Genomic DNA, 15454 nt, shown 5'->3' on the forward strand with positions numbered 1-15454 from the left:
AATTATGGAATACATGAAATATCTATCTCTCCTGCTGCTTTTGCTGGCCCTGGAGACCAGCTCTGCACAGATCAGGCTGCCCCGGCTGGTCAGTGACCACATGGTTTTACAGCGCGATCAGGACATCAATTTGTGGGGCTGGTCGGCGCCCCGGGAAAAACTCACTGTGAGTCTGGGCGGCCAGGAATACAAAATCCGAGCGGACAAGTCCGGGAAATGGTCGGTCGATCTACCGCCAATGGCACCGGGCGGGCCGCTGACCTTAAGGATTGCCGGCAAAAAAGAAACCAAAGTGGTTAGCGATATCCTGGTCGGTGATGTCTGGGTCTGCTCCGGACAATCCAATATGGAGTGGGTGCTGAGCAATACCAACGATGCAACGGCCGAGATCGTCTCCGCAAACGACCGGAAGATCCGGCATTTTAAAGTGCCCCGCACCGCTACCTTTGAACCGCAGGATACCCTGGCCGGAGGCAGTTGGGAAGTCGCCGATCCGGAAACAGCCGGAAATTTTACGGCCGTCGGGTACTATTTCGCCAAAGAGCTGCGCAAATCCGAAGGGGTGCCTATCGGTCTCCTGAATACCTCCTGGGGAGGCAGCCGGATCGAACCCTGGATGGATGCCAAAACCCTGGGGTATATGGACGCCGATGCCCTGGTGAAGAAGCTGGAAGCCGACCAGGCAAAACAGGAACAGGCGCTACAGGACTTTCTGAAAAATAAAATTAAAGGAGAGATCCCGAAAACGGACCAGGGGATGAACGGTGATACTCCTCTCTGGCATAAAGCAGACCTGAACGATGGAGACTGGGAAAGTATGAAGCTGCCCGGACTCTGGGAACAGGCCGGCTGGAACCGGCTGGACGGTATCGTCTGGTTTCGCAAAACCTTCGAACTGAGCGCAGCACAGGCAAAAACGGGGGGCACGCTGGGGCTGGCTATGATCGATGACAGCGATATTACCTGGGTCAACGGGAAAAAGATAGCGGAAACCCGCAATGCCTACAATCTGGAGAGAAAATACGAGCTTCCGGCCGGTGCATTGCAAGCCGGTAAAAACACCATCGTGGTGCGGGTAGAAGATACCGGCGGTGGTGGTGGCTTCCACGGAAATCCGGAAATGATGTTCCTGGAGCAAAACGGACAGAAGATGGATCTGGCCGGCGACTGGAAATACAAAGTGGGGAAGGTGGTACTGGCTACCGGTGGACTAAATGATAATCAGGTGGCTACCAAGTTGTACAACTTCATGATCCACCCGATCCTGTGGTATCCGATCAAAGGGGCCATCTGGTATCAGGGGGAAAGCAATGCCGGTAATGTAGAACAGGCCGAAGCCTACGAAGAACTGTTCAAAAATATGATCACCAGCTGGCGCGATCAGTGGGGTGTGGGCGAATTTCCTTTTTTGTGGGTACAACTGGCCAATTTCATGCAGCCGGCTCCCGAACCGGTAGAGTCGGGCTGGGCTTCCTTGCGCGCTTCGCAATCGGCGACATTGTCCCTGCCGAATACCGCCGAAGCGGTGATCATCGATATCGGGGAAGCCAATGATATTCATCCGCGCAATAAGAAGGATGTGGGTTATCGCCTGGCACTGGGAGCCCGAAAGGTCGCCTACGGGGAAGATGATCTGATCTTTTCCGGTCCCGTATACAAAAGTATGCGGCAGGAAGGCAACAAGCTGCGGCTGCAATTTGACCAGGTAGGTAAGGGACTCACTACCAAACAGGACAAATACGGATACCTGAAAGGTTTTGCCGTAGCCGGTGCTGATGGGAAATACGTTTGGGCCAAAGCCATGATCGACGGAGATGAGATCCTGGTCTGGAGCGATGCCGTAGCGGCACCGAAAATGGTGCGTTATGCCTGGGCCGATAATCCCGATGATGCCAATCTGTACAACCAGGCCGGTCTGCCGGCCGGACCCTTCCAGGCTAAGCTGAAATAAGTGCAATCCTGTACAGCATTCCGGAATTTCGCAGAGAAACGCGAAATTCCGGAATGTCCTTTCCAATATTATCGGCTCAGGATCAATTTCCGGGTAGTTTTTTGCGAGCCGTTCCCGATGACGAGGAAGTACATGCCGTCGGACAGATGGCTGATATCCAGACTAATCTGCTCGTTTGCGGACACCGGTTCCAATTGACGGATGAATTTGCCCTGGGCATCCAGGATTTGGATAGTCAGCAGACCGCTTAGATCCTGGGTGGTGATGGTGACCGGTCCGGAAGTTGGATTGGGAAACATCCGCACCTGATGGCGGGCCAGCGGCGGTTCGGGGATCGGAGTGCTCTGATCCAGTTGGAAATCCCAGATACCGCGGCCGTAGGTGCCGAAGCGTACGGTATGAATGGAGGGAACGTATTCTACAGACCAGAAGGTCTGCGCCGGGGAACAAACTGAACTCAGATCGTGCCAGCGGTTCTGATCTACGTCGTATACATAAGGACCGGATTCCGTGGCGGCAAAAAGCAGACCTTCATCCGGAGTAGAAGCCAGCGAAAAGATCAGCGTAGCCGGCAGACCCCGGTTGATGGCATTGAAGGACCGGCCGCCATCTTTGGACAAATATACCGGCGGATTATTATAACCGCTGCCGGCCAGGATCACCCTTTTTGGATCGGATTTCGATACCCAGATCGCCTGTCCGTACAGGTAGTGCCCTTCCGGTACGAAATTGAGGGATTGTTCCCAGGTCTTGCCCTGGTCTTCCGAATAGAAGAAGCGCCCGTTGGTCGTGGAGGCATACCAAAAGTTCGGGTCCGAGGGTGCGGTGGCCAGCGCGCTCAGGGCGCCTCCGGCCGATTCCAGTTTAAAATTATAATCAAACTGTCGGGTACTTATTTTCTTGTCTTTGTATTCCAGTTGGATCAGGTGAGAACCCTCACCGCCTTTGATATTGCCGCCGGCCATCAGCAAACCGTTCCTGCCGGGGGTAGGGTCGGCCACGATAGGCGGAAACCAGACGGATTCGTCTTCGGACACCAGTTCGTAGGAAGCCTTCACGAAACCGTTCCGGGGATCGTCGTAGTAATTGATCCAGCCATCCGGATAAACGGTCCAGAGCGCAGTGCCTTCCCGGGTAAAAACGATCGGGCCGTAATCTCCGGAAATAACCTGTTCGAAAGCCTGCGGACCGTTTTCCCCGCTTTCGAAGGTTTGGGCCCGCTGGAACCCCTGATCCTGCGATCCGGCATACACGAAATTCGGATCGATCGGATCGGTGCGGATGCAATAGTACTGACTGGTATTCAGATCGGTCAGACTGATGTTTTCCTGGGTAGCAAACTGATCGTAGGAAATAGATATCCCTCCGTGGTGGCTGATGAGGCTAAAGGTCTCTGCTTCCGGAGTCTGGTATTCGGCGAAAGCCATGATGTCGGCGTGTAAAGCTCCGGGAACGTCGTCGTAATATTCCCACCATTCATTGATCTTTTGCCAATCCTTGCCGCCGTTATCGGAACGGAATGCCTCTACTTCTCCCATGTAAAGGGTGTTGGGGCGGGTGGGCGAAAGAAAGATCCCGACCTCCCAGGGAGCCTGCGGAAGTTTGCTCAATTCCGTCCAGGTCTTTCCTTTGTCCGTACTTCTATAGAGAAAGTAAGATTTGTCTTTTTCAACATAAGTAAACAACTGCAGTTGTCCCAGAGAATCGAGGCCTCCGGTCAGGTTAACGGAGGTCCGGCCCACGGCCAGAGGTTGGTCCGGCTCAATGTCTACAAAGACTTGCTGGCCAGCGTTCCATTCCTGCAGCCGCAAATTGTTCTCGGCTGTCTTTCGGGCCAGGATCAGGGTGTCCGTTCCGTAGGGATGGCAGAGACTGAAATATCCCGGCTGGTAGGCATCCAGATCCATGATCTTGCGGTAGGACTGCCCGCGGTCCCGCGAGTGATAGATCTCAAAAGTACTGTAATAATCCGGCTTAGCGAGCACGAAAACACTTTGCTCGTTAAGGAGAACGGGCGAACGAAAATCCGGCGATTCACCTTCTGTAATGAGGCCAATTGCGCGTTGCCAGCTCTGGCCTCCGTTGTCAGAATAATGAGGCAGCTGACCGCTGAAAGCCAGGAGCCGCTGCCGCTTATCGGGTAAAGTTATGATCTTCAGAAAGTCCGGATCGAGTTGAATGTCCTGGTTGATCAGTTGCCATTCCGGGCTAGTACGGGCCGTTTTCCAGAGGCTGCCGCCGGCGGAGATCAGCCAGATGTCGTCGTTGACGGCGTCGTAGGCGGTTTCGAAAACGCTGCCGGCTTGGTTGTTGCTGCCGCGTTCTACCCACCGGCCACTGATGTCGGTACCGGGAACCTCGTACAGCAGATTGCAATCCGAACGGCCGTTACCGGAGCGTTGGCGAAGCAGGGAACGGTCGTATTGGTTTTGGTATTCAATCTGTTTCCAGCTGGTACCCGGAGCGGTCCGGTGCATCAGTTCTATCCAGGCTTTTCTTTCACTGTGCAGATCATCCGAATGGAGTATACCTCCGGTTGGTTCCGGATGGGAAGGGATAGGAGTAAGCTGTACCAGATGGCCCGAAATACTGAGAAAGATCAACCCAATTATCCAGCGGGATCGGCTCGGAATATGCATATTGGTTTTACTTGGTGCTGCATGTTTATGGAGAGAGGGACAAAACAAATTTAAATAAAAAAACAAAAGCTTCGTCGTTCCGGATGAGTGAAGCGTAAGATTCTTTGTCCTGTCGGCTACCTTTTATTAGTATTGGCAGATTGCCAATTAGTTGTAAATTGTAACGAGAGCTGTAGGCAGGGCACCTAATTTCGCCGACAACGGGAAAACTATCGAATTTAGATACGAACCTTATCAACTATTACAGCTTACCATTGTTTTATGATAGTATTACTTATATTTGTGAAAAAAACAGAATATGCCAACAGAACGTTATCGTGAAGTCTTCGAGAACAACAAGAAATGGGTTGAATCCAAATTAAACTCTGACAAAGAGTTCTTCGAAAAGTTGTCCGCCGGGCAAACGCCGGATTTCCTCTACATAGGATGTGCGGATAGCCGGGTACCCGCTAACGAAATTATGGGCCTGGAACCGGGAGACGTTTTCGTACACCGGAACGTTGCCAATGTCGTGGAAAACACCGACCTGAACTGCCAGTCAGTAATTGAATACGCAGTTGCCCACCTTGGTGTTAAGCATGTTGTCGTTTGCGGCCACTATGGTTGCGGCGGTGTAAAAGCTGCCATGCAGCAGGCCGATCTTGGATTGCTGAACGGATGGTTGAGAAACATTCGCGACGTTTATCGCCTGCATTCCGATGAATTGGAAGCCATTGAAGATGAAGATGCACGCTACAACCGTCTGGTGGAGCTCAATGTACAGGAGCAGTGTATCAACGTCATCAAAACTGCTGTTGTACAAAAGGCATACGGAAAGAAAGGTTTTCCGACGGTACACGGATGGGTCTATGACCTGAAGAACGGATACCTGGTGGACCTGGATATTGACTTCGATAAAATTCTGAAGGATATTCAGAAGATCTATACGATCGCATAAGATAACATCAGCTGCCGGACGGCTCAGTTTAATCTTTCTAGCTGAGCCACTGGTAAGCCAGGAAACTAGTCAAATATGCAAGGCCCGTCATGAATACAAACTGAATGACGGGCCATTTCCAACTCTTCGTTTCTCTCTTCACTACCGCCAGCGTACTCATACACATCATCGCGAATACATAGAACAGCAACAGGGACCAGGAGGTCGCCCGGTTGTAGACCTTTTCGCCCGTTTCCGGGTTGATTTCTGTGGCCATTTTCGCCCTCACCGAGTTTTCATCACTGTCGCTACCAATGCTGTAGATCGTTGCCATCGTACCGACGAACACTTCGCGGGCCGCAAAAGAGGTGATCAGGGCAATGCCGATCTTCCAGTCGAATCCGAGCGGGCGGATCACCGGTTCAATGGCTTTCCCCAGTCGGCCGGCGTAAGAGGTCTCGATCTTTTTGGCGGCAATGAGGTTTTCGGTAGCCTGTTCGTCCAGGGCCTGGGCTTCGGCGACTGCCAGTGCTTCCTGTTCGGCGGCATCCATCGCTCCGGACGGTGCAAAGCTGGCCATGATCCACAGTACGAGGGAGATGGCCAGGATAACCTTACCGGCTTCCATCAGGAAGGTTTTAACTTTTTCCCAGACGTTGATCCAGATATTGCGCATTACCGGTAGCCGGTATTCGGGCATTTCCAGCATCAGGAAACTGTGTTCCCGGGTCTTGAGGATCCATTTGAATACCAGTGCGGCCAGCAGTGCGGCGGCGATACCAAACAGGTACAGGGCCATGAAGGCCAGTCCCTGCAGATTGAAGATGCCCCCGACGGTGGTTGCCGGTACGGCAAAGCCGATGAGGACGGTATAAACGGGGATCCGGGCGGAACAACTTATAAATGGAGTCACCAGAATGGTGATGAGTCTTTCTTTCCAGTTGCTGATGGTCCGGGTACTCATTACCGCCGGAATGGCGCAGGCACCGCCGGATATCAAGGCAACAATACTCCGGCCGTTGAGGCCGAATACCTGCATCAGCCGGTCAAACATAAAAGCTGCCCGGGCCATGTAGCCGACTTCTTCCAGGATGGAGATCAAAAAGAACAGGATGGCGATCTGAGGTACAAATACGACAATCCCCCCCAAACCGGCCAGCAGGCCGTCCACCAGTAAACTGCTCAGCCAACCATCGGGTAAAGTTTGTTGAATACCGTCCCCGATCAGGCCGAACAACCAGTCGATCGCGTCCATTGGGTAGGCAGCCCAGGCGTAGATGGCCTGAAATACCAGCAACATTAACAGGAAGAAAATAACGGGACCGAAGATCCGGTGGGTCAGTACCCGGTCCAGTTTATTGGAAAAATCGTTGGATTCGGGCGTATGGTGGGTGAGGGTCCGTTTGACCAGCGGAGAAAAGCTGTCGAACCGGGACATCGTCTCATCGACCTGCTCCCGTAAGGTCTTGAACTCATACTGCTCGACCAGCCGGGCCACCGCCTTCTTTTGGGAGGTTTCCAAAAACGGCAACCAGTTGTGATGGTGAGCGATCAGTAAGGCCTGATAATCGTTTAAATTGGGAATAAGGTTCTGGATCTCCCGGGTCAGTTCCCGTACCTCGTTGGGCAGATCATAATCCGAAGGCGGATTCTGCTTGAGGTTCAGCAGATTTTCGATGAGGGAAATCATTTTGTTCATCCCTTCACCGGTACGGCTGCTGACTACCACCACCGGCACGCCCAGTTGGGAGGCCAGTTGCTGTTGATCGAGCTGCAGCCCTTCCTTCTCGGCGATATCCGACATATTCAGCACCAGCGCCAGCGGCAATCCCAGGTCTTTCAACTGGGAGAACAGCAGCAGGTGTTTTTCCAACTTGGTAATATCGGCAACGTAGAGAATGGCGTCGGGATGATTCTCGGATTCGGGATCCAGCAGCGACTGGACCACGATCCGCTCATCCAGAGCGGTGGGATAAAAACTGTAAGTTCCGGGAAAATCGACGATCCCTACTTCCTCTTCGGAAGTCAGGCGTATAGCGCCATATTTCTTGTCTACGGTAACGCCGGGAAAATTCCCAACTTTCTGACTCAGTCCGGTCAGTTGATTGAAAAGGGAAGATTTTCCACAGTTCGGATTACCTAGAAGGGCGACAGTTTTGGTAGTAGCTTGTGTGTTGTGTTCCTTTACCATTTTTGCGTCACGATACAATCCAACTCTTCTTTCCGTAAGGCTATGATCTGACGGTCAACACGCACATACCAACCACCGCCGAGGGGAGCTTTTCTGATCAGCTCGATCCGGCTTCCCGGCAGAACACCCATAGACATCAACTTACCGGCAACCTGATCATTGGTAAAATGAGAGATAATATTGTTGGGAGGTGTAGATGATACAACTCCTTTAAAGGCCGTGGTTGTGGTTAATGTATTCACCCTGCAGTAATTTGGTTGAAGGATATTGCGAAAATAAGGTGTTTTTCCATTGGCCGGTCAAGAACCTTAAACTTTACCTAAGTTTCGAAAAGGCCCTATCCCTAATGTTAGGTATACCACCTGCTAATATCTTCCCAATCCCTAAATGAACGATTTACATGGCTGCGCCATACCGGACAAATATAGAAAATAAAGTTTATTTAGACTGTGTATAAATAAAGTTTTGGCAATTCTTACCTTTTTGTGACAAAATTGTGCGAGGGCGCCATGATTTAGTCTTACATTAAAAATTGTTTAATATTTACTGTGGAAATAGTGAAGGGAACTTTTATTTTTGAGGCAATAGTTTACTAATGCACAATTGGCCTGTATCTTTTCACCCTTTGGGTATTGATACAGGTTTTTTTATTTGCCGGTCACCGGATCGGTCAGACCACGTCTACTTCCCGGTAAGCCTGGAGTACCGCAGCCTCGCCTTCTTTCCCGGATTGGGAGTTACCGTGCTCCATACCCAGTATGCCGGGAAATTCCTGCTCGTTGATGTATTTGAAGATATTCTTATAATTGATCTCTCCGGTGGTGGGTTCCTTCCGACCCGGATTGTCCCCGATCTGGAAATAGCCGATCTCATCCCAGGTCTTTTCGATATTCGGCAGCAGGTTGCCTTCCTGGATCTGCTGGTGGTAAATATCGAACAGGATCTTGCAGGAGGGGCTGCCCACCAGTTTGCAGAGCTCAAAAGCCTGTGGGCTTTCGCTCAGGAAGAGTCCCGGGTGATTGTAAAAGTTCAGTGGCTCCAGTACCATCACGAGTCCGTGGGGTTCCAGGATCTCACAGGCGCGTTTCAGCGATTCGGCTACGTGCAGGGTCTGGTAGTGCATATTTTGCCGGAGGTCCTGGTAGCCGGGTACTACGGTCATCCATTTGGCATTACACCGTTTGGCGACTTCTACCGATTCTTTGATCTGGGTGAGGAATTCTTCCCGCAGGTCTTCTTTTCCACTGGCCAGGTTGGGTTTGCTCCAGTAGATATCGTGGGCTACGAACACACCCATGTCAATACCATGTTTGGCCATCGTCTCGCCCATCTTCTTTTGCAGTTCAACATCGCGGCCCTTCATGCCGTTATCTTCAAAAGCACTGAATCCCTGCTCGGCCATGAAAACCAGCTGGTCGATCGGATCATCGCCGGCGTGGTGTTTGAACATCCCGAGGTGGGGCGCGAATTTCATTTTAAAGGGTTTGGCCTTGGCCGTGAGCCCCGTAGTGGATTTGGCATTCAGTCCGACTGCACCGGTAGCCAGTGCGGCGGTTGTGGTTACTCCGTTCTGTAAGAAAGTTCTTCGCTTCATTTTATGTTGTTAAGTTAGTTGGTAAAATATGCTGTTAAGTTATTTCCCCCGCCAGGGGCTAAATCCCTCCATGGGCCAGTTCTCCTCCCAGTCTTCGGGTTTTTCGCGGAGCGGTTCACAGGCTTCCAGGCTTTCGTAGCAGGCTTTCGGCAATTCCTGATACAGCCGGGTGCCCTCGGTCTTCCAGGCGATCATTTCGTCACTGACTTCCCGGATAATGCGCCCGGGATTGCCCACTACCATACTTCTGGGGGGGATCTGCTCTCCCGATTTTATAAAGGAAAGCGCGCCAATAATACTATTTTCTCCGATAAGGACCTTGTCCATGATGACACTATTCATGCCGATTAGGACATTCCTGCCGATCTCGGCGCCGTGAATGATCGCCCCGTGGCCGATGTGGGCGGCTTCGCGCAGCGTAACCGAAAGGCCCGGAAACATATGCAGCGTGCAGTTCTCCTGGACGTTGCATCCGTCTTCGATAACAATACCACCCCAGTCGCCGCGGATGGCCGCGCCGGGACCGATGTAGACATCGCGGCCGATCAAAACTTTACCGGTAACATTAGCCTGAGGGTGGATAAAAGCGGACGGATGGATGACCGGACGAAAGCCATTAAATGCGTAGATCATAATTGTTAAAGTTGAGCAACTTGTTGTTTCTTTTCGTAACTTTTGTCCGAATTAAGCTATATGACGTATAGATAGTAAATTTTACACACTTGGCACAGTTTAATTGGTTGTATCTGGGTGATAACGGCCGCCAGTATAATGTCGGTCTTTTTCACGGTGATCGTACAGGTCACCTCATGGTCATGTGCAATGCCCGCATTGTACTGATCGACTTCAGTGTCAAGCAGGCTAAAGACTACTCTTTTTTCATTGACGACGAACTATTTGAATTATCAGTTGAAGGAAAACCCGGAAGTTACGCTTACAATTGTTCGATCAATGAAGATGCCGATACGCCCCGCAATCGGATCCGAAAAAAACAAAAAAAGCTGGATTTTCGCAAAACGGTCGCACTGATCACCATTTTCGCTTTGGTTATGATCGGGGTCCTGGGTTTTGCGATGGCTAATCAGCAGGCCGAGCCGCCACCGCGAAATATGGAGGTATTGCTCAATCAGGAAGGCCTGGAAACTGTAGCCAGGGTCTACGTGGAAAGTTCGGATAAGCCGGAAGAGCGTACGGTGAAATATTCCTTTGTTGCGGACGGCCATGCCAAGAACTACGAACGCTCCTGGGACGGAACTTTCGTGAACGGTTTTCCGCTGGAGGACGGCGATGAGTTTAAAATCACCTACCTGATCAATCGCCCGAAGCAACACCGGCTGGATCTGGAGCGGCCCACCCGGGAGCAGATGGATCGGTATCTGGAGCGCACCGTCGAGCAGCACGCTACGCTTAACCCGCAGTTGACGCCCCGGCAGGCGCGCTGTCAGACCGAGATCGCTTATCGTCTCGGTGGGGTCGAAGGTTTAGCGGTTCTGTACAATCAGGATAAAACCGCTGCGGAAAACCCCGAATTCAACGACCAGCTATACACCAAATTCATCCGTGACATTCCCTTCCAGGAAGCCGTCGAGAAAGAGTGCTGGGATTGATCCGCCTCTTGTCATTTCACTTCATTTATCTGATCATATCTACCGCACTGCTCATGCGAAGCCGTTGCCCGTTGATTAACTGCAATTCCAGTTGGCAAATGTAGGTACCTGATCCCAACAACCTGCCTTTATACCGGCCATCCCAACCGTATTGGGGATCGTTTGCCGGAAACTGCCGACGTTGGTAGAGCTGGTTGCCCCATCGGTCATAGATTGCCATACGTTCAATTTGGGAGACACTTTGATTTGAATAAACCGTCAGCCGGTCGTTCACGCCGTCCCCGTTGGGCGAAAATGCGTTGGGAATAAATACCGGCACCTGGGTATTTACCGTAACTTTTATTTCATCGGAGATCGTGCAGCCACCTTCACTGAGGGCGGTAAACCGATAAACAGTACTCTGCTGGGGCGTGGCGCGCAGTTCCAAAGCCGCAGTATCACGCACCCAGGTATTCGGAAACCAGTCCCAGCTTTGCGGGGTAAAATTCAGTAAAGGGCTGATCAAGATACTATCCCCCAGGGAAATACTGCGATCGGGGCCCAGATCCAGCAAAAGCTGTTCGCTCTGCGGAATAATGACCTCCTGCATAAGCGTACATTCATTTTCATCTTGTATGAACACCTGGTATACGCCGCTGCTGTCCAGCGGGCCCAATTCTACCGGTGCGGTACCCAAGGGTGCGTAGCCTCCGCCATTGAATTGGTAAAAATAATTTCCGCTACCTCCACTCAGCTCATGGATCCGTATCAGCGGAATAGCAAATTCATTACATCCTTCCGTTATTCCTTCCATTTTTCCGGAAAGGGGAGCAGGGGCTTCCAGGACGGCAGTAGTTTCCGCTGTACAACCGATCTGATCGGTAAGGCTGATCGAGTAAGTTCCGGCAGCAAGACCGGTTTTGACCGTCCCCGGCGAACCGTCGTTCCAGAGTACCTCAAAGGGAGCAATCCCTCCCTCTACGTTTACCTCCAGCTGACCATCATGGGCTTCGGCGCAACTGACGCCGAAGCCATGATAGTCCGCTAATGGATGCAGGCTAATTTGGGGATTACTAACGGAAATGTTCACGGAATCCTGCCTGATAATTATGGGGCAATCATCTGCAGAGGTAATGGATTGCAGGACGAAAACGTCCGATTGCATTGGGTTTTGTGGGATGATCAGCTCTTCACGATCACTACTGCCGCTGATCAGTCCGGCAGCAGATTGGATTTGGTAATTATAGGTTCCTCCGGGGCTGACTACCAGTCTGAGATAGCTTTCTCCACCGGCACAGATTAAAGTGTCTCCCCGCAGCGTGGCCTGCCGTTCGGGAAGGAAATGGAGATTGACTGTGACCGTAGAGTCGCAACCCAAAGCAGTTTGCAGGATGACCGAGCCCGCCGGTCGATCGGCATTGAAAACTTCACTGCCAACGATCAGACTGTCTCCGGCGCAGAGGGTTTCTTCCAGCTCGGAAGTGATCGAGGCCGTAAAATCAAGAGATACAACAATGATACTATCGCAAAAATCGGCGGTGGCATTCGGAAGGATAACGGTGCCCGTGGGCCGGTTTTGATCAAAGATCTCATTGCCGATCGTCAGACTTTCCCCCGGGCACAGCACTTGTTCGATATGTTCCGTTTCATTAAAATAAATGGGAAGTACCTCGATCAGACTATCGCAACCACTGGCCGCCGCATTGGCTAATACGATGGTGCCTCCGGGATTAGCCGGCGTAAAAACGGTGTTCTCGATCACTATGGAATCAGTGACGCATTCATTTACCTGCAGGATGGAATGGACGGGAGCCTGGTAAGCAAATGACCGCACTGTGTTGATCTCCTGACTACATTTTCGGTCGCTGAGCTGACCGAAATTGATGAGAAAAGAACCAGGCGTAAGTCCCAGATCCTCAGGGCAGATCTCCAGATAATTCTGTAGGTCCTGAAATTCTTCCCGGTAACTTTCGGTACGCCCATTTTGGAATACGGTGTATTCGAGCGTGAAGGGCGGAGAACCGGTAAAACTGATCGGATACTGGTAACATTGGCCCCAGCAAATAGTGGTGCCCAGGTCAGCGGTGAGTTCCGGTAAGGGCAGACCGTAGCCGATGAAGACCAGGGTCTCATTTTCACAATTATTGGCATCGGTTACGGTGATCTCGTAAGCATCCGGTCTCAGCCCATACTGATCCAGAGTAGTTGCACCATTACTCCACTGAAACTTGAAAGGAGGTGTTCCACTGACAATATTGACCTCAATCCGACCATCACTTTCATTAGCGCAGGACTCCCCATAGGAAAAAACGTCCACTTGCAGATCACATGGCGGCGGATCGACCGTGAACGTACAATTTTGGGTGCAACCTTCAGCATCGGTTACGATAAAGGTCCAATCCCCGGCGGGCAATAAGCCGCTGGTCCAGGTGCCCGCGGTATCCAATACAAAATCGAGCTTGGCGGTTCCCTGCAGCTGAAGGTCGTATAAGGGAGTGCCGCCTTTGATCTCAAATGAATAACTTCCCGGGCCTAAGCCTTCTCCCGGGCCGTTTTCCCGGCACGTCAGTTCCAGCTCACAATCCGGAGCGGGGTCATTAATGAAAAAGGTGCAATCGGTACTACAGCCATTGTTGTCTACAATAGCGACAAAATATTCGCCGGCAGTGAGTCCCCCAATGGAAAATTCTCCGGGAGGCAGGCCAGTACGGGAACCACTTACGGGCCCCGTCCAGGTGATGGCGTACGGGGGCGAACCACCAAGTGCATAAACCGTATTGCTTCCATCGGCAGCTCCAATGGTACCCGGGCTGATCGTATCCAGGCAGGACAGGATCAGCGGAGGGGGATCATTGATCAAAATATTTCGGATATCTACACAGCCGTTGGCCGCCGTGATGGTAACCGGATAAAATCCACTGGCCAGCTGAGTAAGTTGGTGTTGGCCGTCGTAGGCATCGTTTTGCCAATCGAAGGTATAATCCGCAGGTGTGCCGGAGATTAGCTGCAGATTGATGCTTCCGGCGCTTTCTCCGTGGCAGTTGGAGAATTGGCTGACCACGTTTACCAGCTTTTTTTCACAGCCGGGAATGTTCATATCCACCGAACAGCTGGAAACACATCCGTTACCATCCGTGACACTAACGGTGTAAAGGCCTTCCGCCAGACTATCGATCTGAAAAACATTAAATAATAAGGGGTTGGAAGTGGGCCAGGTTAAGGTTTCCAAACCATTGCTGTATTCAATAGTAAACGGTCGCGGTGCCTGGGGATCGATCTGAACAATAAACTCCCCGTTCATCGTGTCCTGACCGGTTGGGAAATTGGGATCTCCACAGGTGACCAACAAGGGGGCTGCCTCCTGAATGATGGCGGTGGCGGCCGCCACACATCCATTTTGGTCGCTTACGCTGAGTGCGTAAATTCCGGCCGGCAGATCCTTCAGTTCACCGTCAGCACCCTGCCCATCGTATTGATCATCGGCCCAGTCATAAATGAAGGTAGGTGTACCGCCCGTGACCTCTATCTGCAGCTTTCCTGAATTTTCCCCGGGGCATTTGGGAGAGTTGGGTACGAGTTCTACGGAAAAGTCCGCACAGGGGATTGGATTGCCCAAAGTTGTACTGCAAAATGCAATACAGCCGTATTTGTCGGTTAACTCCAGATCGTAGGTTCCGGCCGGCAGACTATTGATCATAAAACCAGTGGGATTGTCGATCTGGGCGGTATCACTCACCGGCCCGGTCCAGCGCAGGGTATAGGGGAGACTGCCTCCGGAAAGCGTGGGAGAGATACTACCGTCCTGAGCGGAAGCGCTACCGGGGTTCCGAAAGCTTGCACAATCCAGGGCCAGCGGCAGAGCTTCGGCAATAACCGTGGAGTCCGCTATCCTGCAATTGCGGGAATCGGTGATCGTCACACCGTAGGTACCCGCCGGAAGCAAGGTGGTGCCGAAAGTATTGATCCCGTAAATATTCAGAGGAGCCTGATCGCGACCACTCCACTCTATATTCACCGAATTGTACCTGGTGCTATAGGTGAAGGCAAAAGTACCGGTTGCCGTCCCCGGACAGGTAGTAGCCGCGGTGAGGAGGTCCAAACTGATATCACACTCCACCTCGTCGAGGGTAAAGGAACAATTCGCCGTTGCGCCATCGGCATCCTCTACCTGGATCTCGTACATACCGGCCGGAAGGTCCTGGATCCGGTACACCCCATTGGTGTCGAGCAGACCGGCATTGGTCACCGGACCCGTCCAGCTGACAACGTAGGGGGGCGTTCCGTCGGAGATCCGGATGATCGCACTACCGTCGGAACCCTGATAGTACAGCGGATTGTAATGTTGGCTGCAATCCAGTAAAATAGGAAGTTCGGTCTCCGTGGAAGCTCCTGCGCTTAGGGTGAAAAATAACAGGAGTGGCCATAATAACAGGGTTTTAGGGAAAGGCGCTTTGGTCATTGGTGCTTTGCTGTTCCTGGGAAAATAATTGCGCCATAAATGTAAGCAAAGCCCGGAAGGGGTTTTAGGACAAATTAAGAAGCTTATAGCAATGAAAAGCAAAGAAAAATAAATTATA

Annotated in this window: 9 protein-coding genes; 3 read left to right on the forward strand and 6 right to left on the reverse strand. The window is 51.8% G+C overall.

Annotation, left to right across the window (positions count from 1 at the left end; translation table 11 throughout):
• Nucleotides 1-13 precede the first annotated feature (13 nt).
• Entirely contained in the window at nt 14-1951 is a 1938-nt protein-coding gene (locus CRP01_RS15140; RefSeq protein ID WP_099150976.1) for a sialate O-acetylesterase, read from the forward strand.
• 68 nt (nt 1952-2019) lie between these two features.
• Here CRP01_RS15140 and CRP01_RS15145 read toward each other — a convergent pair whose 3' ends face one another.
• Nucleotides 2020-4590 (reverse strand): T9SS type A sorting domain-containing protein, encoded by a 2571-nt coding sequence (locus CRP01_RS15145; RefSeq protein WP_099150900.1) that lies wholly within the window; start codon nt 4588-4590, stop codon nt 2020-2022.
• A 298-nt stretch (nt 4591-4888) separates the two neighbouring features.
• Between CRP01_RS15145 and CRP01_RS15150 the strand changes: the two genes are divergently transcribed.
• The gene (locus CRP01_RS15150) at nt 4889-5527 is read left to right on the forward strand and encodes a carbonic anhydrase (protein WP_099150901.1); all 639 of its coding nucleotides are present in this window, start codon (nt 4889-4891) and stop codon (nt 5525-5527) included.
• A gap of 37 nt (nt 5528-5564) precedes the next feature.
• Here CRP01_RS15150 and feoB read toward each other — a convergent pair whose 3' ends face one another.
• The 4 genes from feoB to CRP01_RS15170 form a co-directional block, all read right to left on the reverse strand.
• Nucleotides 5565-7697, reverse strand: a complete 2133-nt coding sequence (feoB, locus tag CRP01_RS15155) for a ferrous iron transport protein B (protein ID WP_099150902.1) — start codon at nt 7695-7697, stop codon at nt 5565-5567.
• Complete coding sequence (locus CRP01_RS15160; protein ID WP_099150903.1) at nt 7691-7939, reverse strand: FeoA family protein; 249 nt, start codon at nt 7937-7939, stop codon at nt 7691-7693. The genes feoB and CRP01_RS15160 overlap by 7 nt, the downstream gene beginning before the upstream one ends.
• Before the next feature lie 428 nt (nt 7940-8367).
• Nucleotides 8368-9291: a hydroxypyruvate isomerase family protein gene (locus tag CRP01_RS15165; protein WP_099150904.1), complete on the reverse strand. Its 924-nt coding sequence runs from the start codon at nt 9289-9291 to the stop codon at nt 8368-8370.
• Nucleotides 9292-9330: 39 nt separating this feature from the next.
• Nucleotides 9331-9924 (reverse strand): acyltransferase, encoded by a 594-nt coding sequence (locus CRP01_RS15170; RefSeq protein WP_099150905.1) that lies wholly within the window; start codon nt 9922-9924, stop codon nt 9331-9333.
• 89 nt (nt 9925-10013) lie between these two features.
• Here CRP01_RS15170 and CRP01_RS15175 point away from each other — a divergent pair, with 89 nt between their 5' ends.
• Entirely contained in the window at nt 10014-10898 is an 885-nt protein-coding gene (locus CRP01_RS15175; RefSeq protein WP_099150906.1) for a hypothetical protein, read from the forward strand.
• Nucleotides 10899-10923: 25 nt separating this feature from the next.
• Here CRP01_RS15175 and CRP01_RS15180 read toward each other — a convergent pair whose 3' ends face one another.
• Nucleotides 10924-15336, reverse strand: coding sequence for a T9SS type B sorting domain-containing protein (locus tag CRP01_RS15180; RefSeq protein ID WP_099150907.1), 4413 nt, complete (start codon nt 15334-15336; stop codon nt 10924-10926).
• Nucleotides 15337-15454 lie beyond the last annotated feature (118 nt).

Origin of the sequence: Flavilitoribacter nigricans DSM 23189 = NBRC 102662 (assembly GCF_002646595.1) — a bacterium.
Lineage (GTDB): Bacteria > Bacteroidota > Bacteroidia > Chitinophagales > Saprospiraceae > Flavilitoribacter > Flavilitoribacter nigricans.